The sequence below is a fragment of the bacterium genome, assembly GCA_037128595.1.
Classification (GTDB): domain Bacteria; phylum Verrucomicrobiota; class Kiritimatiellia; order CAIKKV01; family CAITUY01; genus JAABPW01.
The window spans coordinates 60136-81484 of the sequence record JBAXWB010000021.1 but is presented as its reverse complement, the minus strand read 5'-3'; the positions used below and the strand labels follow the sequence as shown (position 1 = coordinate 81484).

Sequence of the window (21349 nt, the reverse complement as noted above, 5' to 3'; positions counted from 1 at the left end):
CATCAGGCTTTAATACGCGCTTTCACCTGAGCAGCAATCCCGCCCAAACGCCCGCGGAAAGTAAGCGCAAGCGAAGCCAGCACCATCATGATCATCCAGACGGTTTCCGGCTCGGGGACAACCTGAGTAAGCTCCATGCCAGAAAAAGTAAACGTCTGATTTCCATTGTAATTCGCTCCTAAAACATCGAATCCTATTTCAGTAACATCGCCAAAGCCTTGCGCCCAGGTCTGAGCATTTACTCCCCCCGCAGCCCAAACAGATTCAGACCCGATGTTAAAACTATATGTTTGCGGTCCAAGCCCAGTTACATAGTCTAATCCCGTTGCATACCAGATATCAGACCCTGACTTGAAATAGAACTGCAAACCATAACCCTGGGTATTGTTCGGAACATGAGTTGACTGCAATGTAAACGTCATATTCAGAGCTGAGCCATAGGCCAAATAGCTCCCGTCGTAAGCTGCGCTAGTTGCGCCCAACGAACCCTTTGGATTAATTCCGCTCAATGTCAAAGCTACAGTTGACACTCCGCCATTTGTAGTGGCGCCCCCAATCTCAGGCGTAGCCACCCACACCGGATTAGGGCTACCTCCAGTTGTTCCCCAAACTTCACCCAAAGAAGGCACTGCATCTGCCTTAATCGCCGCTGACCCTAACACCGCTATCACAACAAGATTTTTAATTATTTTATTCATACTTCCCCTCAATTTACGGGTGCCACCGGATTTGTTGAAATCATTACCTTGTAGAATTTAGTACTACTTTCTACCTGATCAACTTCGACTTCCTCCGTCTTAACAGTATTAGGAATCATATTGGTTTTCTCTGAAAACCCGCCATTCCCGTTTAGACTATCACTCTCAAGCAATGAGAATTTCACGTCACGATTACCGGTCCACCGAACGACCATTTTGCCTTTATCATTTCGTTCGATTCTGATTTTGAAAAATGAATTCGAATTTACTGGATCAGTACCCGCAAGGAATTCATCCGCATTGCTGAATGCATCTCCATCACTGTTAGCCTCGCCAGCCGTTGCAAAATCATTAGTTAATCCATATTCCATGAGCCAAGCAAGAGGCACCCCATTGCTGAAAGGCCCTCTCCAGGCTCCCACTAATTTAAAGTTGTCAACCGAGAAATCTTGAGCATTGACATCATTAGCGCCCCGATTCAGTAGAAATCCAACTTCAGTAATATTAGTTTTGTCGATGTTGAAATATGACTCATTACCCCCCGACCATTTCGCGGAATAAGCAAACGGTATACTCACACTCGACTTTTGGCCATTTTCGCCGATCCCCAAAAGAGGATATTGCCATATCGCCCCAGAGATTGCCTTAAAATACAACACCGGGCTCAGCGTTAAATTGTTTTTTTGCAAATCGAAGGCAAACGCTTCAATCCTTGAATAGTCCCCAATAAATATCCCTTGCGAAGCAGTGAGTTTCGCGACCAGTTTTAACTGATGAGCAAACCCATCCCCCGGATCCTGCAAAAGGCAGACACCCAATGCCTGATTAGTCCACCCACATCTTGCGGCGCTATAGGTCTCTACGCCCCACCCTGAAGCGTTGGTTTCCCACTTTTCCGACAGATTAGCTGCTGGTTTTTCCAACGCAGGCAATTGCTCAGACTCAACTGATCCAACCGCTGATGTTAATAGCAACAGAACTATTTTCGAAATTTGATTTCTCATATTATCCCCCCACTTTTTCTAAACAACCACACATTCAAGGGCCTGTCGAGCGAAACGTCTTATTAACGGGATCAACACTTTTGTAAATCATGCCATCACCAGCCCTGATTGTCAGGCTAAGCGGGTTCCAAGGACGCACAAGCCCCTTCCATTGTGAACCATCAAATTTAGCCGAGAAAAAGAGCGGCGATCCGTTAGTCTGAATGATGATATAGTCATTTGTTACTGGATTAAAGCCCAGGACATTCGTTCCATTCCCACTGAATACCCTGTCATTATGCGCCCACGACAAATAATTCCATCCGTTTGATACAGTAACACTCAATGCGTTCGTAATTTTGAGCCCAGCAAAATAGGAGGGGGACGGACTGCCTATCGGTAACACTAGTATCCCAACCCCTTCGTCCCACTGCCGGCTCCCTGTGGGATCGTTAACACCATCACGCCATGCTCCATTCGACAATGTGTATGTATACGTCTTTCCGCCTAGAGCAATCATCTCAACCCTATCGCCCATACCCAACCCTATCGCCAACTGCCGCCCCATTTCTCCGCCCATTGTCCTGTCTGCCGTTTGAACCGGGTCCCCCGCTATAGAGTACTGATTCGAATACCGATACTGCTTGTGGGCGGCATAGGTTTCTTCATTGGTCAGCGCATAGCCATCGGCCCCGATTGTAACCAACTTGTAATAAAATCGGTTTGTGGAGCCCGCCAATGCGTTACGATTCGTATAAGCACCCGAACCCGACAACACCCCATTGCTCGAGAGTGAGCTTAAATCAAGATTAGGGCTGCCATAAACCACATAACTACCATTCCCCGCCCCACCAGCAAAAGTGAGCACAACTTTCGCACCACCACCAACATCATTGGTTACGCCAACAGTCTGATTTGTCTTCCGCGGATCATCTACAGTTCCGAAATATGCCAACGCATCAGCCACAGGAATGTCTGTATTAGACACAACGTTTGTAATGGCATTACCCGATCCACTGGTGGTCGGCATTTTATTGGTCACCAAAAAGTTGTCAAGCCAGCACACATTGGTAGAACTTCCGCCTAAATTTTGAACCTGGAACCAATCATGAGCGCTTACGCCAGAACTGATAAACGGCAAGTTCGTGGCAATCGGCATATCATTTACAAATAAAGACCAGTCTTTGGCACCATAATCATGAAGCACACTAACATGACAATATGCCGAATTCAGAGTAGCTGTAGGATATACGCCGCCGCCATAAACTGTGTAGCAAACCGTTGTTTTGGTAGCACTAGGCCCATTGCCAGAAATTGTCACCCAAAGTCCATTGGAATTCACAAAAAACTGGGCGGTTGCATTCGTGTCTATAGCAGGCGCGGTCCCGCTATCTGAAACAAATGGACGAGGAATTGTATAAAAATCAGTCCAAACCTGGTTTGATGCTCCCGCCGTGTTGTTTGAAATGGTCGAAAGGATGGGGATATATAACGAATTAGTTCCTGCAATCCGAGTGTCGTTTGTGACAACCACTCCATCAGGAGTCACCCAACCATTCAATGGATCTACTAGAGCCCCACGAGGCCGGGTCTCAAAATTATCAGAAACATACGTAGCATTAGCCGTCACTGTCGCACATAGAAACGCCAACGCACTAGCAAGCCAAACCGCTAAATTTTTCTTCATTTCAACCCCCCCGGAAATTTTATGACTGAAAAAAATAAATTCTCCCTACCTCAATACCTGAAATAGTGCCACATTTTGCGGATGGTTACAATCATATTAGCATCTTTTTTTATAGGATTCAGAGCGTGACGATTTTTGACACTGTCAGTGAGCCCTTCACCATCGCCGAGCCCCCGTCTTTCGAGTCTATGACCAAACGATCAACCCTCAATATCTGAGCAGAACTCTCGATTCCATACACAAACCCCATTAATGCCGGCATCTCGGCCTCAACCTCAATTTCAACCACATACGTTTCAAAATCAGGCTCCACCTTTGTTTTCTGAGGCTTCGTGGCAAGTAGCGTCAATTTGCTTTCCCCCGCCAGGCGGTCTAACTCAGCCAGCATTTGTGAATTTTCCTCGTCCGATGATCCTTTTTTCTGAATCCGCAGGCCATACTGCCGATACTCATCTTCAACCGCCTTGCGGGCCGATGGCGCAAGGATCCTTAAATTTCTCGCCAACTTCTTCTCCTGGGCCGAAACCTCACCTTCCATCGCATGAAACTTATTACGAACCGGACCTAGCGCGATGCCAGATAACAGCAACATCACAAAAACCGTGCCCGCCACGACGATCCAGCCGTCTTTACCCTTGGGCAGTATTGATTTTAGAGCGATCATGGTCTTTTTCTCTCCAAATCACAGGCGATCTCAAATTCGGTTCGATCTTTTCCCGAAACCGTTCGCGTACTTTTGACGTTTTGAAACAGCGTAGACGCTTCCATTGAATTAACCAGCCGGACCGTGTCAGAAACGGTTTCAGCTGTTCCCCGGCAAACCAGCTGCGATGCCGCGGATATCTGGATGGAGGTGAACGCCATCGTATCCGGAGCCAGCCCGAGAAGCTCAACCAATGCCCGGGCGGGGATCATATTGATCGCCATTCGTTCGGATACCAAAACCACCTTCCTGCGCATCGCCTCAACACGATCCGCATCGGCCGTCGTTTTCCCGATCATCACATTCAACTCATCCAGATACTCCTGCTGGCGATTGATGCGACTCATCACAAATAGTGACAAAAGACAGACTGCGGCAATGGTCAGCATCGCCATCACCGTCAGCTGACGCGCCTTAATCATCACCGATTTCCTCAACCGCACAGATTCAGGCGTCAAATCGATCTGCAGCATCCCGGGGGCCGAGGCCGCCCCGAGAATGCCCGCCAAAGAGACAGCGCCAGCCTCAGAGTCCATCCCCAGCCCCTCCATGGCAGGCATCACGGCAGGAATAATTTCAAGCCCCAACGCCGATTCCAGCAACTTGACAAAGACTGGATTCGCGGCCGCCAGCGGGGTTAATGCCAGCGCAACTACCGGGATCGATGGCACCTCATTCCTGAAGGTTTCAAGGGCCATGGTGATCTCCTGAACCGCCTTGTCCCTCAGGCGCTCATCGCCGCCCAACCACTGACTCGTCCCCACCGATAGACTACGACTGAACAATGGCACGCCTTGATTCAAAACCACCAGATCACTGGACGCCATATCGACATCAAGGAAGGCCGTAGCGCCGGCCGCCCGCTGGGAATACGCCAGTTTTCCCTCCTGAAGCGCGGCCAACCAGCCATCCGTTACGGTCGTCACTAAACTGACAGCCAACCCCGCATCCTCCAGCAACCGGTATTTCTGGCGCACCACCCCGGTCTGGGCAATCACAAGCATAATGCGGGTATAGCCATCTTTTTCAGAGCGGAACACCCGGTAATCAAAAACAATTTCATCACGGGAGTATGGCGTTTGCCTGGCAATCTGAAGGTCGACCATATCGGCGATCTCCTGCGGATCCCCGGAGGGTAAATCAAATAGCCGGACATTGACCGCCTGACGGGGGAGACACAGCAGCACCGGTTCCCCGGCCAGCTCTCCCAAACCCAAGGCTTTCAATAAATTCGGGCCAGCCAGGGGTTCCACCTCCGCTGCCCGCCTGACCACCACCCGCTTCACCTTGACCGCCCCGTGATTCCGGGTGACCTCAACCAGCTTGAACCATTCATTCCCCGGTTCAATCGCCACCACGGCTCCGCTCACTGAAAATTTTAAATCACTCTTCATGCCAAAACTCAAACTTCCGTTCTTTGCGATCCCACACAAAGTCCACACAACGCCGCTGACCGGAGGCCCCGCCCGCCAGCCACCCCTCCGCGTGCCCCCTGAAATGCTCGGACGCCACCGTCACATAAGGCGTCATGCCATATAACAGACGACGCTCGTCATCTGTTAATTTCACTTCCTCGCCCATTGCCTCGGCCAGACCGGCTCCGAGATAGGATTTAAAAATACCGCCCCTTTCACGGAACTGCAATATCTTCCTTGCTAAACTTTGCGCCACCCTTTTGCCGCCCCCCCCGCCCCGCATCCCGAGGCTTTGCAGCACCACCGGTCCCGCCGTATTCAAATTAACCCGATTCCCGCCAGATACCGTCACATACTCCCTGATCCCATCAAACACCTCAGGGGGCAGACCCTTAATCCAACGAAGCTCATAAATTGACCGGAGGGGTCCCGGAGCCATCCCGGGATCCACCCACCCAGTCTTCGCCCCGATCCCGGGAAATTTATCAGGCAGCCGGGTTCGCGCCAGATTAATCGACTCACCCACACGGGCCGCCTCCTCGGGGCTCAAGCCGCCCGCCACCTCCAGCAGCGCGACAATCACTTCTATCCGCCCCCGATTGACATCGATCCTGCTCTGCTCGTCCCATACCCCGTAAAAAAGGTTACTGCCCCCATCCGAGCGTTCTGCCGAATAAACCAGTGAGAATGCCCCGGCGCCGGAAATAACATTTGAAAAATCCGCCCGGCAATCCGACCATGGCTCCCCCAGTCCATCCCATGCATTGGTGTCCTGCAACAGCCGCACCAGACTCCGCTCGACCCCGACCCGCGCAGCGCAATATCCGATCGTCCGCTGCTCGATCCGCCGCGCCAGGGCAAGTCTCCCCTCAATATGGGCGCCTACGGCCACCGCTAGCATGGCCAGCATGAAAATCACCCACAAGGTCAGTATCAGGACACTTCCCTGATTACCTGACGGGTAGCGCCACTGTTCGCTCAAACTCAAAAGGCTCTTCTCCTTGTTGTCCTCGCCACATCACCTTCACCGCCACAGGGGTGTTCGTCTGCGCTTCCCACACCTGATCCCATACCAACGCCGAGCCACTGCCCCCACTCCTCCCGGCATATGAAAACGCAATTGACTTAACCCCTCCCGCCACCGTCTCCCGACGTACCGCCTCAGAGGCTCCCCTCACACAGAGGGTTGGCAACCGCTCAAGCTTCTGGCCGGCGACATCAAACTCATACCTGATCAGGCCGGGCTGAACCCCCGACGCGTCCTTGCCGGTCTCCGCGATCAAAGCGGGAATCTCCATCCAAGTCTGCCTTCCGCGAAACGACGTCTGTCGACAAGGCAGCGTGTTGCGCAGTTCCTGCTGCCACTGTTCAAGAGCCAGTACTGAGTCGGCATAGTGTCCGTTCAACTGACTCGCACGCGACCATACCCTGACCCCCGCCGCAAACGCCTGAGCCACCACCAGCGCGGCCACAGCGACCAGCGCCGTTGCAATCAACAGCTCAAGCAGGGTCATTCCGCCTTTTCTTGCCTCCATCAGGGTGAGCGCTCCTTCTCCTGAAATTGGGCCCACTCACAAAGGTAAGAATGGAGCTGGGGGCGATTAGCCCGGGCCACCTCGATGGCCGCGCTCAAGACCGAAAGCTGCGGTGTCAACATCTCCCGGGATGCCTGAACGCGCCACAAATAGGCCGCCCCGCCCACCCGTTGCTGCCCCTGTCCAGAAGGCAGCACATTGGCGGAACCGGAAACCTGCAAATCGAGCTCTGCCGCCTTCTGATCCATCACCTGACACACCGCCAGTTTATCCGCAGCGGCCTCCATCGCGACCACCGCCAGGCTATAGGCCTTCAAAACAGCACCCAGTCCCGCGAACAGAATGACGGAAGCCACCAGCACCTCAATTAACGTAAACCCATCACTCCCAGTTCTTGACGTCATCCTCGGTGCCTTCCTTGCCATCCGCTCCCGCTGAAAATAAATCATAGCCCGCCGGCCGGTGTGTGCCAGGAAACCGGTATTGGTATTTCCGGCGCCAGGGATCGAGCGCAGGCTTGTCCAGATAAGGCTCACGTCCTGCCCCGGGGGCTGCCAACAGCACCTCAAGCCCCTGTTCCCCGGTCGGGTAAGCGCCTTTATCCAAACGATACAATTTCAAGGCGGTATCGAGGCTCGCCAGATCCCCCTGAGCGATTTTGGCCTTGGCCTCATCGCTTCGTCCAATCAGATTCGGAGCCACCATCGCCGCCAGCGCCGCAATAATGATCACTACGATCATGAGTTCAATCAAGGTAAAGCCGTTCTGATAGTGTCTTTTCATATTCTCTCCCTTTTAACGTACCGCCTGGCCGATCTGGAATATCGGCAACAGCATGGCAAAGATGATAAATCCGACCACCACGCCCACCAGCAGGATCAAGGCCGGTTCCAGAAGGGTGGTCACCTGCCGGAGATCGCGATCCAACTCGCGCTGGTAGAACGCCGCCACCTCCATCAACGCCTCATCCAGCCGCCCGCTTTCCTCGCCCACCGCCACCATATTGGTAACGAATTCGGGGATTTCGCTCCGGCGTTTGAACCCGGCGGCCACCGTCGCCCCCTGATGCACTGTCTCATTGGCCGCCGCCAGCACCGCCGCCCTCAATTGCCCATTCACCAACGTATTGCCTGATAACGCCAACGCCCGGTCCACCGAAATACCCGCCTTGACCAGCAGCGCCAGGGTCCGGGCAAACCTGACAATATCCGTGTCCCGCGCAAACGCCCCGATCACGGGCATCCGGAGCAGCAGCCCGTCCAGAGCCATCCGCCCGGCCTCTGTTTTAAAATAGCGGCCCAGCAGCAGCAGGCTCACGCCCGCCAAGGCCACCAGACCACCCCAATAATTCGAGCAGACCGAGCTCAAGGCCATCACGACCCGGGTTGGCCAGGGCAACACCACCGTCGACCCCTCGAACAGGTGCATGATCCGCGGCAGAAAAAAAGTCAGGATGACAAATACACTCAACACCCCCACCGAAAGCACCAGTGCTGGATAAGCGATCGCCGCGATGACCCGCGAGCGAATCTCGTCATCACTTTCCCTCGCCTCCGCCAGTCGCATCAGAATTTCATCCACCATACCGGCGGATTCGCCGGACCGGACCATATTGACATATAAATCGGAAAATAGAGCCGGATACCGGCCAAGACTTTCCGAAAAGGTCCATCCATCCCTGACTGAACCGGAAATATCCATGACCACCCCCCTTAAGGTGGCATTTTCGGTCTGCTGCTGGATGGTCGTGAGGGCTCGCAGGATGGGAACACCGGCACGCAGCAAGCCACCCAGTTGCCGGGTAAAGACCGTGATATCCCGGGTTTTGATCTTTCGCACCCGTGTTGAGGACGCCCCCCGTTGATGCCCGGCCAACTCTTCAATGGAGAGCGGACTATAACCCATGCGCTCCAACCGCGCGACCGCGGCCGCCCGGTTTTCAGCCTGCACTTCGCCGTCCACGGTTTTATCCGGCCCATGCTTGGCTTTGTAGGCAAAGGTCGACACGTCACCCGCCCTCGACATGGGTCAGGGTATCAAAGGTCGTCCGGGTCACCTCTTCCACGGTCGTGATCCCCTTCTCGATTTTGTCCCAGCCGTCGGCGGCCAGCGTCTTCATGCCCAGCGCAACCGCCCGCTGGCGGATGTCCCGCGCGGAGGCGCGACGCAAAATCAAATCCTGGATTTCGGGCAGGACCTGCATGATCTCGCTGATGGCCACCCGCCCCCGATACCCCGTCCCATTACACTGGGGGCAACCCCGGCCGCGGCTGCAGCGCCGCCCCTGGACTTCAATCCATTCGCGGCAATGCTCACAGATCACCCGCACCAGGCGTTGCGCCACAAAGGCCCGTACCGTCGAGGCAATCAGATAGGGATCCACGCCCATATCCAGCAGGCGTATGGCGGCGCTGGCGGCATCGTTCGTATGCAGGGTGCTGAACACCAGATGCCCGGTCAGGGCGGTTTGGATGGTGATTTCCGCCGTCTCACGGTCACGGACTTCGCCCACCATCATGATGTCCGGGTCATGCCGCAACATACTGCGCAGGGCCCGCGCGAAGGTCAGATCAATGCGGGGGTTCACCTGGGTCTGCATGATCCCCTTGATCTCATACTCCACCGGGTCTTCAATCGTAATAATTTTATGATCCCGGGTATTCAGGCGGGTCAGGCAGGCATACAGGGTGGTGCTCTTCCCGCTGCCGGTCGGACCGGTGACAAACACAATCCCATGCGGCAACTGGATCAGATCCGTCAGGATATGAAGATGATCCGGCGAGAGCCCCAACTGCTCCATGCTGAACAGCATGGAGGTGGGCAGGATCCGGATGACAATATTCTCACCGTGCACCGAGGGGACCACGGAGACTCGCAAGTCGTACTGATGAGGCCCGATATTCACCCGGGCCCGCCCGTCCTGCGGGAGGCGGCGTTCAACGATATTGAGCGAGGCCATCAGCTTGATCCGGGAAATGATCGCCGGATAGAGCGCGGCCATATTCCGCGACACCGGGGTGTCATAGAGAATGCCATCGATGCGGCGGCGCAGGGTGACATCATCGCGATAGACCTCGAAATGGATATCGGTGGCGCGATCGGTAATTGCCTGGTGTAACAGCTGATTGACCAGCTTGATCACCGAGGCATCCTCGGCCTTGTTTTCCAGATCATGCGAGGCCTCAAGCTGCGAGGATGCCCCCTGCTCATGGGCCCCCGCCAGAATGCGCTCCACCGTCTCGGAGCCCACCCCATAATGGGTTCGGATCGCCGCCAGAATATCTGCTTCACAAGCCAGCACCCGCTCCACCCGCAACCCGTGACTGCTTTCAATATCCTCAACAGCCGCCCGATCGAAGGGATTTGCGACCGCCACGACCAGACGCTGCCCCGTCAGAGACACCGGCATGACGCGATAATGCGAGACGAAGCGGGCCGACAAACTGGAGACGGCGGCGGCTTCAGGCCGGCTGTCGCGCAATGAGATAAAGTCAATACCCTGCTGCCGGGCCACCACACGCAGCAACTGGTCTTCCGCCACCAGCCCCTGCAGCACCAGCGTTTTGATCAGCGGCTCGCTCCGCTCGCGGGAAAGACGCATGGCGTCTTCCATCTGGGCCGACGAAAGCAGCTTTTCCTGAACCAGCAATTCACTCCATTGTGGCGCCATGGATTCTCCTTAGGGAAGCCGCCCGATCATGTAAAACTCCCGTTCATCACGATCATCGTAGGCCCCCTCAATAATCTTCGCGCAGTCATTGACCGTCACCTCGGTGGGCACATACTGCCCTTTCCGCCCGGTATACGACTCCGCGACGAAGCAGGGCTGCGTCAGATAGTTCTGCAGTTTCCGGGCGCGCTCATAGATCAGCCGGTCCGTGCGGGATAATTCGTCAATCCCGATTACCGCCACAATACGCCGCAGTTCATCATATTTCGTCAGCATCCGCACCACCTCCTGCGCGATCCCGAAATGACGCTCTCCGACAATCGCCGAGTCCATATTGGAGCTTGAGGAATTCAACGGATCCACGGCCGGATAAAGGCCGAGCTGCGCCCGGTCACGGGACAGTACCAGCACGGAGTCCAGATAGCTGAAAATGGCCACCACGGCAGGATCGGTCAGATCGTCCGCAGGCACATACACCGCCTCAAAGGCGGAAATGGATCCCCCGCTACCCGCCTTGATACGCTCGTGGATATCGCCGACCTCTGAACTGAGCGTGGGCTGATACCCGGTTTCCGAAGGAACGCGCCCCATCAACGTTGAGATCTCAGAGCCCGCCTGCACGAACCGGAAAACATTATCAATAAAGAGCAGTACATTTTTGCCCTGCTCCTGCAGCCATTCCGCCTGGGTGATGCCGGTTTTAACTACCTCAAAACGGGCGCCAGGCGGCTCATCCATCTGCCCGAATGCCATGATGACCTTCTTGAGAATTCCGGAGTGCTCAAACTCGAAGTACAGCTCATTGCCCTCCCGGATACGCTCACCTACCCCGGCGAACACACTACACCCGTCATGTTCGGCGGCCACATTATGAATCAGCTCCTGAATCACCACGCTCTTGCCGCAACCGGCGCCCCCCAGAATGCCGGTCTTGCTGCCCTTCACCACCGGATACAGCAGATCAATCATCTTGATCCCGGTCTCCATGACTTCCCGCTTATTATCCACCAGCGTAGCGACATTGACGCGCAACTTGCTCACATCCCGGTGGATGGGCCGGGTTTCCGTGGCGTTGATGGGCCCTTTCCCGTCAATCGGCTGCCCCATCACATTGATGATCCGCCCGAACAGGGCCTCACCCACCGGCACTCTGAGCACGTCACCCGTCGAGGTGGCCACCGCATTCCGCTGCAGATTCAGGGTGGAGGACAACGCAATACACCGGGCGACACTCCCCTCCAGATGTTCGGCCACCTCGAGGGCTAAATCACGCTTGTCGAATGTTTTAACCATCACCAGTTCGTGCAGATCCGGCATATCCGAGATCTGGTTGAACCGGATGTCCACAATGGGGCCCTGGACGCCAACGACCCGGCCTTTTTTCAATTCACCTGTTCCTTGAGCGCTCATAGATTATGCCACCTTCTTTTTCTTTTTCCGTGACGAGAACGACTCACGCATGCTCTTGTCTACCAACTCATGGGCCGCGCGGAAGCATTGATGCTTCAACTTTTTAAGTTCGCCCGTTAATTTCTGACTGCTCTCCTCCAGATGCATGGCACGGGCCGCAAACTCGGCCAGCTTGCTGTCCTCAAAGACCTCATACAGCTTGGAGGCCACCCACATTCCCGCCAGGTATTCCACCATATCAGGATATGCCGACTCCACCACCACCTTGCGGGCATCGGCAATCTGCTTCATCACCCCGGAACGCCGGGCAATCTCCGTGTCGGAACGCTTGTCGAACAGCTCGCCACAGGGCAGCAGAGACACGGTATCAACGGTCTGCTGGGTGAACGAAAGGGCGCGGGGGTGAACCATCACGACCTTTCCCATCCGCTTCTCCTTGACTTCGCCCACAATATAATCACGTATTTCAAGGGCCTGCTCAAACCGGGTTTCCGGATTGATTCCGGGAAAGGTCTTGAACGTCAGGCCTTTCTCCGTCAGCTTTGAGGCCCCTCGCTCCCCAACCACAATAAATCGCACTTTCTCCAACGGGAGACTGCCCTGCACGCCAAATCCGGCTTCTATCACGCCGGCATTCAGCCCGCCCATAAACCCTGAATCCGACGTGACCAGTACAATGCCCACTACATCGGTGGCGACCCTGACAAGCGGAGCCTCCACATGCACCATATCGACCACCCGGAAAAATCCTGAAAACTGGTCCATGAACTCGGAGAACCGCTCCTTCTCACGCTCCAGGGTGTGATATTGGGAGGCCGCGATATTTTTCAGAGTCACAATCAACTGAAGAAACTCCGCATTGAACCGGAGATCCCGCCTAAGTTGACTCAATAACGCCATGGCCCGAACCCACCCCTCACCCTACCCTCTCCCTCAAGGGGCGAGGGAACAGAACTCACACATGTTCGCTTTTCAATTGCTCGATCGCCTCATTGAAGCGGTTCCGCAAACTTCCGTCGATCTCAAGACTTCCCAGTTTGATCTTGATGCCGGCAATCAGGCCCGGATCAATCGCTTCATTCACATCAAGCGACACGTTAAATTTCCGGGACACAATCTCCCTCAGCCGCTCACGATGGGCCGGCTCCAGCGGGTGACTGCACACGACCTCAATGGCCGTCGCCGAAATGGTGATACTGGAGGAATCCATCTCATCCAGCGCCACCAGGAGTTCGTCCAGAAACGAGTGATCCAGCTTCCGCCCCAGTTCCTCACTGAAGACCAGCTCATACACGCGGCGGGCATGTTCTACCGCCTGCCCCTGCGCCTCACGGGCCAGCTCCTGCCGCAGCTTCTCCTTGCTCCGATTCGCCTCATCCACGATCTTGTCGCGCTCTTTGCGCGCCTCTTCCAGGAGCCCATCCCGTGAACGGGCGACGTCTTTCTCCATGGCTTCCCGCGTCCGGTTCAACCCATCCTGCGCTTCCGCGCTTTTTCGCCGGAATTCCGCCTCATTATCCTCAATGCGCTTCCGAACCGCTTCTTCCTTCCGCCCAAGATCCGTCTCCACTTCACGGAGTTTCGCGGCAGCCAACTGCGTACTGCCCATCAACAAGCGCTTCAACCCGATCACCAGAATCGCGAACACCGCCACTTGCGCGATGATTAGATATACCATCATTGTCATATTGATCCCTTTCCCGCCCGCTAACCTATTCAGACAGAATGAACAGAATAGACAAAATAACCCGGTTCGAGTTCATTTTTCATTCTGATCATTACGTTCATTCTGTCAAAAAACCCCTTATCGCCCGAATAATTGAAACAGCACCAGCAGGGCAATCACCGCGATCGCCTCGGCGAATACCAGCGAAATGATCATGGCCTGCAATATTTTCTGGGCGGCGGAGGGATTGCGCCCCAGCGCGCGGATGCTAGCATATCCAATCGTGGCAATTACCGCCGAGGGCCCCAGCACAACCAGAAAAATAACCAGAAAAATGACAAAATTCCGCATCGCTTACTCGTCCGCCTTTTTAACAACCTTCTTCGGATTCCGCTCTTCCAGCAGAATCACACACTCTTCGTCAATAAACCTTACCATACCTTTTTTGATCGGTATACGGCTCTTCCAATCCACAACGATGTCCCCCTCTTTCAGAAGGCTGACAATCGGCACATGATAGGCCAGCAACTCGAACTCCCCGGCGTCCCCGGGCAGGAACACACTGCTCACAGGTCCCTCAAACACGACATGTTTCGGGTTCAATATCTTGAGCGAAAAGGTCGCAGCCATACCTACCCCTTGGCCCCGAGAAATTCACGGATCACCGCGGCCAACCGTCTCTCAACCTCGGTGGTCAGGCGTGGAACCGCCTGAATCGCGCGCTCAAGTTCCGGATCGTTATTCCGGGCAAACGCCTCAATCCCATCCCGGAACCGCACGCATTCAACAGGATCAATATCTTCCAACACGCCCAATCGCAACCCATACAACAACAATATCTCCTGAATGAACGTGGCCGGCTGATATTGAGGCTGTAGGAATAGGGACATCATCACCCTTCCCCGCTTCATCACCCGTTCAGCCTCCTTGGATAGATTGGATTGCAGTTTGCTCAAGCGGGCCACCTCGATGTACTCCAGGTAATCTCTCCGCAACCCGCCGCTCAACTCCCGCAAAATAAGAGGCTGGGCCCGGCCGCCCACAATGGACAGCGACAGCTTGAGATCAAGGGCCGGCCTGATCCCTTCGCCGAACATACTTGAGTTAAGACTCACCAATCCGTCGCAAATGGAGATCAGATTGGAGGGAATATAACCGGTCAAATCGCCCTGCAGCGTATCCGCCAGCCCCAGAAACGTCATTGAGCCCCCGCCACTCGCCTCATTCAATCGCCCGGCACGCTCCATCAACTGGGTCTGCACATAAAAAATATCGCCCGGGTAAGCCTCCCGGCCAGGGGGGCGTTCCAAAAGCAGGGAAATCTGCCGATAGGCCCAGGCATGCTTGGTAAGGTCATCAAATACCACCAACACATCTTTCCCTTGTCGCATCAGATAATCCCCAATAGTGGCGGCGGTAAAGGGCACCAGATACTGCTCCCCGGCCGTGGCGCTATCGGTGGCTGCCACAATCACCGTGTAGGGAAGCGCCTCTTTCTCGGACAACACCGTCAGCACTTTTTCAAGGGACACCAGAGCCTTCCCGATGCAGCAATAAATACACACCACATCCCGACCACGCTGACTGAGGATAGCGTCTGTTGCAATGCTGGTTTTTCCCGTCATGCGATCGCCCATAATCAACTGCCGCTGCCCCTTGCCCACAGGCACCATGGCATCAATGACCCGGGTTCCCGTAAACAGGAAATTCTCAACCGGAGCGCGTTCGGTGATCAACGGCGAAGGGGAAAACACTGAGCGGCGCGTCTCACAGACTATCTCCCCGCGCCCGTCGCAGGGGGCACCCATCGCATCCACCATACGCCCGACCATCGCCTCTCCCACTGGTATGGTAAACGGCTCACTGCTCCCAGCCACCGACTGCCCCAACCTGACCCCTGCATCACTCCCGAGCAACAGCGCCAGCACATCCTCCTGGTCAAAACCCATGATGATGCCTTTGTTTCCATCCCCAAAATCCACGAGTTGCCCATTCAGACAGGAGGGCAGGCCCGTGATCCGGACAATCATTTTCTTGATGTCCTTGATAACGCCGGTTTCTGAAATCTTAATCTTAAACGGCGCGACTACCATACGCGGTAAGCTGCTCATGGAGCCCCTCCTTAATCTCTTCGGTGAGATCTTTTTTCAGCACCAACGCTTGGATCAGGTCCGGCCGGGCGGCTTTGACACTCGCCAACAGCCCCGCTTGATAGGCACCCACCTGATCAGGCTTGAGTTCCTCCATAAACCCGTTGGCCAGGGCATAGAGGACAATGACCTGATCCTCAACCGGGACCGGCGCATTCTTGTCCTGCTTCAGAATCTCTGCCACGACTTTCCCCTTTTGGAGCCGCTTCTCGACCGCCGCCGAGACCCCGGCCTTTATACGGGTGAGCTTCTCAAGCTCCTTGTATTGAATATATTCCAGTCGCAAAATCCCGGCCAGCTTCCGCATTGCAGGCCATTGTACTTTGCTCCCGATACGGGACACCGACAGCCCGATGTCAATCGCGGGTTTGAATCCCTCCGTAAAGAGCGGCGTGCTCACATAAATCTGACCGTCCGTCATGGAGATGATATTGGTGGGAATATACCCCGTCACATCCCCCTGCACGGTTTCAACGATAGGGAAGAAGGTCATGGAGCCGGAACCCCGCTCCGGACGCAACTTGCCGGCCCGCTCGACGAGTTGGGAGTGCAGGTAGAAAATGTCACCCGGATAGGCATCACGCCCCGGCGACCGCTCCAGCAGCAGTGACATCTGGCGGTACACCCAGGCGTGCTTGGTCAGGTCGTCGAACACCACAAACACATCACGCCCCTTTTCCATGAAATATTCGCCCAGGCTGGCGGCCACATAAGGGGCGAGATATTGCTGGCCGACGGCAGAGGCCGCCGTCGCGGACACAATGATGCCATAGCTCATGACGTCATTCTCCCTGAACAGTTCCAGCACCTTGTTCAGCGAAGCCTCCGCCTTGCCAATGCAGCAATAGATGCAGATGACACCCTTGCCGCGCTGGTTAAGAATGGCATCGGTGGCAATCGTGGTTTTCCCCGTGACCCGATCCCCCAGAATCAGCTGGCGCTGCCCCTTCCCGACAGGATTCATCATGTCCAGAATCTTGACGCCGGTTTCCAGCGACTCCTTCAACGGGGTCCGCTCCAGCACACTGGGCGATTGATTGAAAATCGGCTGCCGCCGGTCCGCCTTGATGGGACCTAGGCCATCCACCGGCTCACCCAACCCATTGACCATCCGCCCCAGGAATTGCTCGCCCACCGGCACCGTGCAGGACTCGATAGTGGAGAAGAGTTTGTCACCCGGTTTGAGCTTGGCCCCTTCTTTTACAATCATGACCAGCTCATAGCCATTGTCAAACCCGACAATCGTGCCCTGACTTCCTCCGTCGAAATGCACCAGCTGGCCATTCATGCAGTTGGTTAATCCCGTCACATGGGCAATTCCCTGCTTGATTTCCGAAACGACCCCGTACTCCTTTATCTGAAGAGGGGATATCTTAAATGTGATCGGCATAATTTATTCCACTTTTTCTGCCTTACCCTTGCCGAACCAGCGAAGGAAAAACAACAGACTGAAAATCCCCAGAAACCCGAGGACAATATAGATGATGATCCACGTCGTACGTTTATCGGGACGGGGCACATCCATCATGGGAACCCCGGCCTTTATGGCCTTTTCACTCGGCTGAAAAAACTCTTCCAGCCGCTGAATGCGTCCCTCAATGGCCTGCACATCCGCCACCTGCCGCCGGGCAAAAGCCACATATTGCTCATTCACCACGTCAGGCGCCTTCCGCCCCGCCACCGTTTCAAGATCCTTCATGATGGCTTGAGCCTGAAGGATCACCGCTTTATACGATTCCATCTCCCGCGTGATATCGAGAATGGTTTTGATGCGCGCCTCCAGCCGGGGCAACTTCACCGCCGGCAACGCCCATGGATCCTTGATCTTGACATCAAAGATGCGGACCCCCTTCGGCTCAAGCTCAAGCGCTTCGAGCAAATAGGCGTAACAAACATTCTTTACAGGATCCACCCCCACCTGCAATCCGCCCGCATCGAGGATATCCGGGGGCTTCACTTCTGCGGGAAATTCATGGCGCACGGGAATCTTGCGCTTCTCAGTCGGGGAGGTGTTAGTGATCTTGATGTGAATGACCACCACCGCATTGGTCGCATCAGTCATATCCCGATCTGCTACCGGCGCACTCTTGGTCGCCCCGAGAATCAACTCCGGATCCTTGCCCGCTGAAATCACCAGATTTTCCAGGAGCCCCACATCTTTGCGGATGCGACTTAGCGCCTCAGTATTCGCCTCATAGGCGCGGATATGATCGAGCGGCTTGACCGTCCCCACGGCATAGGCTGCCTGCCGGGCCACCACCCCCTTGAGCCCCTCGTCAATCACCCCCTGAAGGCGGCCAGCGGTGTCTTCCTTGTCGGTGGATTTCAGGGCCACGTTCAATTTCGAGGCATGGAGCGTCAACGCCTGGATGTCTTCATCCGGAATGGTCCAGACATCCTTGAGCGCTACCTCAAAAGTGCGGGTCTCGGCAGGATTCAGCTCCACTTCTTTTTTGACACGATAGGATTTGCCGGCGACATCATACTCAACCGTAAACCCCTCTGTATTGACAACGTCCTCCGGCTTGAGGGGATTGGGCAGAAGGGCCGTAGCGACCACTTTCTGCTTTTCTGACGAGGAGGGATTGATGGCACGAATTTTAAGGGTGATCACCGCGCCGCTGACCGGAGTTCCCGCCATCACCATCAGCCAGACCAGCACACAGAGACCGAGGCGTTCAACCGTATTCCGATTATTATTCATAAGGATAACCCTCACCCACTAATGTGTCGGGGATGGTACCACCCTTGAAAAAACTGCGCAACAGAAAGGCGCTTTTACTCCTGCGTCACGACCGCGGAACCCTCGTTGCCATACTGGTCGGAGACCGTAACCACATTATCCCCTTTGGCCCCGGCATTCGCCCTATAGGTGGCATTGCTGCCCGAAGCACTGATAATGTTCCCTAACGCAGGATTCGCGACACGCCACGCCAGTGGCAGCGCCAGTCCGCTGGCGTTAGCAGTAAAAACGGCAACAGAGGAGGTATTGCTCGACGCTCCGCCCAGGGTCACCGAGGAGGGGGTCAACCCGACACCTGATGTTCCCTCTGCACTCTCGCACCCCGTCCACACCCAGGCGGCCAGCACCATCATCACCACCGATACCCCGATAAAACTGTATTTTTTCATATTCATGCTCCATCATCACACATCCCTGATATCACCCTATCGATTCCTCGTTTAATTAGAACCACGCCCCCCCGCAGAATGCAAGACATCATAACGGGTAATTGGTTATTCCAAAGCCTTTTTTACCGCCTGGAACACCTGCTGGTCAGAACAGACGGCCTGCATCCTCCCATTCCGGTCCATCACCACATTCCAGCTTTGTCCCCCGCTTACGGCCCACGGCCCACGTTCCGCCCAAGGCTCACGGCCTACCTCCCACGATCCGCTGCCCACGGGAATTTCCGGATAGAGTCCCAACGCCAACTGGGCGGCGTCACCCCTCCCTTCGCCTTCAGGCAACAGCCACAGGCACCAGACCGCCTGCGGTCCATACAATTCCATCAGGCGGGACAAGACCCCTCCTTCCTCAGGATACTGGGCCCGCACCGAGGCCTCCCCGTAAGCGGACCCAAAATGAAAGACGACGACGCGTCCCCGCAAATCATCCCATCGCAAAGGGGCGCCCGTTTCCGGGTGTCCTCTAAGCCAGGTGATGGTGGCAAGCAGGTTGCTGAACGCGGCCGGTGGCTCGGTCAAAACCTCTGTGTTTCCGGACGCGGCGCCTTCCATGATCACGCGATAATCGTGCGTTTCGGTGGCCAGTTCATACCCCAATCCTGCAGGGAGTCCCTCCACACTGAACGCACCATTGGCGCCGGACCATACTGGAGAAATCAGCCGCGTCACGGGCATAGGGACCGTATAGACCGGCGCAGTCGGACCACCTGGGACTGCCTTGTATCCTGTCACGTAGACTCGGACGCCAGCAACCGGATTCCCGGAACGATCCACCACCTTCCCGGCAAAGGCAACAGGCGCGGCCAGCGATACCGTTATGCCCGTCACTCCGCCGCCAAACCAGACATCCGCCCCGACAAGGGATCGTGACGGATGCGCCGCGTAAATCAGGCCATAACTTCGCCCATCGGGCAATTGTCCCGCCGCTCGCCGCCCCATACGGAACCCGCCATCCAGACCGGTCACTACAGGGGGTTCACTCCCCCATTCACCAGCAAAGACGATACTCTTTTCAATCCCGCTGCCCTCCGCCAACTGCCCACTGCACACTTTCCCCGCAATCACAATCCGATCCATCTCCCACTCAAGTGCTTTAAGCGCATCACGAGCAGATGAGACCGCCGGGTCACTTAACGGAAAATCCTCCACAAGACCCCGCCACACCAAACGTGCCTGCTTCAACTGTCCTGCTTTTTTCTCACACACCCCAATCCGGTAGAGACTTTTTTCAGCCAGTTCCTTGTCAGTCTCCCGGGTGTCAGAAAAAAGGGCGCGATAGTCTGCCACCAGGCCCGTGCGCTCCCCGGCCAGCTCACGTTCATAGATCCGGGCATAGCGCAACGCAAGGGGCGCATTGGTGGCCGAAAGGGCGGAAAGCCCGCAGAACAAGAAAAATATGATTGCGGGATTACGATTAAGATTATGATTACGAGAAATCATGAGCCCCTTTATGTCTCAACCACTACTGCAAAATTTATACCCCACCCCGTGCACCGTCAGAATATGGCGCGGGGCATTTGACTTCTTCTCGATCTTGGCGCGCAGCATCGCCACAAAGGTATCCAGCGAACGCTGCGTTCCGTAATATTCCGTCCCCCACACATCCCGCAACAAGGCCTCGCGCGACAGCGATTTCCCCTCGTTGGCGAGCATGTAAGCCAACAAATCAAATTCCGTACGGGTCAACTCAACGACCTTCCCCTTACAGGTCATCGTCCGGGTATCCATATCCAGCACATAATCGCCAAACCGGAACTGGGCCCCTTTTTCAACCTTGCGATCCGAGCGCATCAAAATGGCAGTCACCCGCGCCAGCAGTTCTTTTACACTGAAAGGCTTCGTCACATAGTCATCTGCCCCCAACTCAAACCCGCGCAATTTGTCTGCCTCCTCTTTCCGGGCGGTTAACATGATGACCGCAGCCGGGTGACGTTGCTCCCTCAGGTTCTTGCAGATCTCATAACCGCCCAGATCAGGCAGGTTGAGGTCGAGTAAAATCAGATCAGGCTTTCGATCCATTGCAAGTTTGAGACCGGCCGCCCCGTTTGAGGCGGTTAACACGCGGTAGCCTGCCACATTGAGGTTTTCCTCCAACCCCAGCATCAACGACTCGTCATCCTCAATGATCAATACGGTATATTGTCGTTTCATATTTCCCCAATGGAGGGTTTTGCTCTGTCAAAACCGCTTCCTATGAACCGGCGCCGACAGAGCGGCGCCCTCCATTTTTAAGAGTCAATCCT

The 21349-nt window shown here is 55.3% G+C and carries 22 protein-coding genes; all 22 read right to left on the bottom strand.

Features of this window, described 5'->3' with window-relative positions; translation table 11 throughout:
* Positions 1 to 2: 2 nt before the first annotated feature.
* Positions 3 to 698 carry a hypothetical protein gene (locus WCS52_13430; GenBank protein ID MEI6168184.1) on the bottom strand — a complete coding sequence of 232 codons (696 nt, stop codon included), beginning with the start codon at positions 696 to 698 and terminating at the stop codon, positions 3 to 5.
* 8 nt (positions 699 to 706) lie between these two features.
* On the bottom strand, positions 707 to 1702 hold the full coding sequence (locus WCS52_13425) for a hypothetical protein (GenBank protein MEI6168183.1): 996 nt from the start codon (positions 1700 to 1702) through the stop codon (positions 707 to 709).
* Positions 1703 to 1736: 34 nt separating this feature from the next.
* Positions 1737 to 3368, bottom strand: coding sequence for a hypothetical protein (locus WCS52_13420; protein ID MEI6168182.1), 1632 nt, complete (start codon positions 3366 to 3368; stop codon positions 1737 to 1739).
* A 118-nt stretch (positions 3369 to 3486) separates the two neighbouring features.
* Entirely contained in the window at positions 3487 to 4032 is a 546-nt protein-coding gene (locus WCS52_13415) for a GspMb/PilO family protein (GenBank protein ID MEI6168181.1), read from the bottom strand.
* The gene (gene pilM, locus WCS52_13410; protein ID MEI6168180.1) at positions 4029 to 5465 is read right to left on the bottom strand and encodes a pilus assembly protein PilM; all 1437 of its coding nucleotides are present in this window, start codon (positions 5463 to 5465) and stop codon (positions 4029 to 4031) included. Before pilM ends, WCS52_13415 begins: the two co-directional genes overlap by 4 nt.
* Positions 5455 to 6474 (bottom strand): hypothetical protein, encoded by a 1020-nt coding sequence (locus tag WCS52_13405; GenBank protein MEI6168179.1) that lies wholly within the window; start codon positions 6472 to 6474, stop codon positions 5455 to 5457. Before WCS52_13405 ends, pilM begins: the two co-directional genes overlap by 11 nt.
* The gene (locus tag WCS52_13400) at positions 6437 to 7021 is read right to left on the bottom strand and encodes a prepilin-type N-terminal cleavage/methylation domain-containing protein (GenBank protein MEI6168178.1); all 585 of its coding nucleotides are present in this window, start codon (positions 7019 to 7021) and stop codon (positions 6437 to 6439) included. Before WCS52_13400 ends, WCS52_13405 begins: the two co-directional genes overlap by 38 nt.
* Positions 7021 to 7425 carry a prepilin-type N-terminal cleavage/methylation domain-containing protein gene (locus tag WCS52_13395; protein ID MEI6168177.1) on the bottom strand — a complete coding sequence of 135 codons (405 nt, stop codon included), beginning with the start codon at positions 7423 to 7425 and terminating at the stop codon, positions 7021 to 7023. The genes WCS52_13400 and WCS52_13395 overlap by 1 nt, the downstream gene beginning before the upstream one ends.
* A complete protein-coding gene (gene gspG / locus WCS52_13390) occupies positions 7403 to 7804 on the bottom strand; it encodes a type II secretion system major pseudopilin GspG (protein MEI6168176.1) in 402 nt (133 codons plus the stop codon). Before gspG ends, WCS52_13395 begins: the two co-directional genes overlap by 23 nt.
* A gap of 12 nt (positions 7805 to 7816) precedes the next feature.
* Positions 7817 to 9028, bottom strand: coding sequence for a type II secretion system F family protein (locus tag WCS52_13385; protein MEI6168175.1), 1212 nt, complete (start codon positions 9026 to 9028; stop codon positions 7817 to 7819).
* A gap of 1 nt (position 9029) precedes the next feature.
* Positions 9030 to 10691, bottom strand: a complete 1662-nt coding sequence (locus WCS52_13380; GenBank protein ID MEI6168174.1) for a GspE/PulE family protein — start codon at positions 10689 to 10691, stop codon at positions 9030 to 9032.
* Between the two features lie 9 nt (positions 10692 to 10700).
* A complete protein-coding gene (gene atpD / locus WCS52_13375) occupies positions 10701 to 12101 on the bottom strand; it encodes a F0F1 ATP synthase subunit beta (GenBank protein ID MEI6168173.1) in 1401 nt (466 codons plus the stop codon).
* Between the two features lie 3 nt (positions 12102 to 12104).
* On the bottom strand, positions 12105 to 13001 hold the full coding sequence (locus WCS52_13370) for a F0F1 ATP synthase subunit gamma (GenBank protein MEI6168172.1): 897 nt from the start codon (positions 12999 to 13001) through the stop codon (positions 12105 to 12107).
* Between the two features lie 55 nt (positions 13002 to 13056).
* Positions 13057 to 13788 (bottom strand): F0F1 ATP synthase subunit delta, encoded by a 732-nt coding sequence (locus WCS52_13365; protein ID MEI6168171.1) that lies wholly within the window; start codon positions 13786 to 13788, stop codon positions 13057 to 13059.
* A gap of 117 nt (positions 13789 to 13905) precedes the next feature.
* Complete coding sequence (locus tag WCS52_13360; GenBank protein MEI6168170.1) at positions 13906 to 14118, bottom strand: ATP synthase F0 subunit C; 213 nt, start codon at positions 14116 to 14118, stop codon at positions 13906 to 13908.
* A gap of 3 nt (positions 14119 to 14121) precedes the next feature.
* Positions 14122 to 14397 (bottom strand): hypothetical protein, encoded by a 276-nt coding sequence (locus WCS52_13355; GenBank protein ID MEI6168169.1) that lies wholly within the window; start codon positions 14395 to 14397, stop codon positions 14122 to 14124.
* Between the two features lie 2 nt (positions 14398 to 14399).
* Positions 14400 to 15878 carry a F0F1 ATP synthase subunit alpha gene (gene atpA / locus WCS52_13350; GenBank protein MEI6168168.1) on the bottom strand — a complete coding sequence of 493 codons (1479 nt, stop codon included), beginning with the start codon at positions 15876 to 15878 and terminating at the stop codon, positions 14400 to 14402.
* A complete protein-coding gene (locus WCS52_13345) occupies positions 15841 to 17307 on the bottom strand; it encodes a F0F1 ATP synthase subunit alpha (protein ID MEI6168167.1) in 1467 nt (488 codons plus the stop codon). Before WCS52_13345 ends, atpA begins: the two co-directional genes overlap by 38 nt.
* 3 nt (positions 17308 to 17310) lie before the next feature.
* Positions 17311 to 18621, bottom strand: a complete 1311-nt coding sequence (locus WCS52_13340; protein ID MEI6168166.1) for a hypothetical protein — start codon at positions 18619 to 18621, stop codon at positions 17311 to 17313.
* Positions 18622 to 18695: 74 nt separating this feature from the next.
* The gene (locus WCS52_13335; protein MEI6168165.1) at positions 18696 to 19049 is read right to left on the bottom strand and encodes a hypothetical protein; all 354 of its coding nucleotides are present in this window, start codon (positions 19047 to 19049) and stop codon (positions 18696 to 18698) included.
* A gap of 105 nt (positions 19050 to 19154) precedes the next feature.
* A complete protein-coding gene (locus WCS52_13330) occupies positions 19155 to 20546 on the bottom strand; it encodes a carboxypeptidase-like regulatory domain-containing protein (protein MEI6168164.1) in 1392 nt (463 codons plus the stop codon).
* A 15-nt stretch (positions 20547 to 20561) separates the two neighbouring features.
* Positions 20562 to 21257: a response regulator transcription factor gene (locus tag WCS52_13325; GenBank protein MEI6168163.1), complete on the bottom strand. Its 696-nt coding sequence runs from the start codon at positions 21255 to 21257 to the stop codon at positions 20562 to 20564.
* Between the last annotated feature and the right edge of the window lie 92 nt (positions 21258 to 21349).

Excerpts from the sequence above, each read along its gene's own strand:
- WCS52_13430 (MEI6168184.1), bottom strand. The coding sequence starts at position 698 with ATGAATAAAATAATTAAAAATCTTGTTGTGATAGCGGTGTTAGGGTCA.
- WCS52_13425 (MEI6168183.1), bottom strand. The coding sequence starts at position 1,702 with ATGAGAAATCAAATTTCGAAAATAGTTCTGTTGCTATTAACATCAGCG.
- WCS52_13420 (MEI6168182.1), bottom strand. The coding sequence starts at position 3,368 with ATGAAGAAAAATTTAGCGGTTTGGCTTGCTAGTGCGTTGGCGTTTCTA.
- WCS52_13415 (MEI6168181.1), bottom strand. The coding sequence starts at position 4,032 with ATGATCGCTCTAAAATCAATACTGCCCAAGGGTAAAGACGGCTGGATC.
- pilM (MEI6168180.1), bottom strand. The coding sequence starts at position 5,465 with ATGAAGAGTGATTTAAAATTTTCAGTGAGCGGAGCCGTGGTGGCGATT.
- WCS52_13400 (MEI6168178.1), bottom strand. The coding sequence starts at position 7,021 with ATGGAGGCAAGAAAAGGCGGAATGACCCTGCTTGAGCTGTTGATTGCA.
- WCS52_13395 (MEI6168177.1), bottom strand. The coding sequence starts at position 7,425 with ATGACGTCAAGAACTGGGAGTGATGGGTTTACGTTAATTGAGGTGCTG.
- gspG (MEI6168176.1), bottom strand. The coding sequence starts at position 7,804 with ATGAAAAGACACTATCAGAACGGCTTTACCTTGATTGAACTCATGATC.
- WCS52_13380 (MEI6168174.1), bottom strand. The coding sequence starts at position 10,691 with ATGGCGCCACAATGGAGTGAATTGCTGGTTCAGGAAAAGCTGCTTTCG.
- atpD (MEI6168173.1), bottom strand. The coding sequence starts at position 12,101 with ATGAGCGCTCAAGGAACAGGTGAATTGAAAAAAGGCCGGGTCGTTGGC.
- WCS52_13370 (MEI6168172.1), bottom strand. The coding sequence starts at position 13,001 with ATGGCGTTATTGAGTCAACTTAGGCGGGATCTCCGGTTCAATGCGGAG.
- WCS52_13365 (MEI6168171.1), bottom strand. The coding sequence starts at position 13,788 with ATGACAATGATGGTATATCTAATCATCGCGCAAGTGGCGGTGTTCGCG.
- WCS52_13360 (MEI6168170.1), bottom strand. The coding sequence starts at position 14,118 with ATGCGGAATTTTGTCATTTTTCTGGTTATTTTTCTGGTTGTGCTGGGG.
- WCS52_13355 (MEI6168169.1), bottom strand. The coding sequence starts at position 14,397 with ATGGCTGCGACCTTTTCGCTCAAGATATTGAACCCGAAACATGTCGTG.
- atpA (MEI6168168.1), bottom strand. The coding sequence starts at position 15,878 with ATGAGCAGCTTACCGCGTATGGTAGTCGCGCCGTTTAAGATTAAGATT.
- WCS52_13345 (MEI6168167.1), bottom strand. The coding sequence starts at position 17,307 with ATGCCGATCACATTTAAGATATCCCCTCTTCAGATAAAGGAGTACGGG.
- WCS52_13340 (MEI6168166.1), bottom strand. The coding sequence starts at position 18,621 with ATGAATAATAATCGGAATACGGTTGAACGCCTCGGTCTCTGTGTGCTG.
- WCS52_13335 (MEI6168165.1), bottom strand. The coding sequence starts at position 19,049 with ATGAAAAAATACAGTTTTATCGGGGTATCGGTGGTGATGATGGTGCTG.
- WCS52_13330 (MEI6168164.1), bottom strand. The coding sequence starts at position 20,546 with ATGATTTCTCGTAATCATAATCTTAATCGTAATCCCGCAATCATATTT.
- WCS52_13325 (MEI6168163.1), bottom strand. The coding sequence starts at position 21,257 with ATGAAACGACAATATACCGTATTGATCATTGAGGATGACGAGTCGTTG.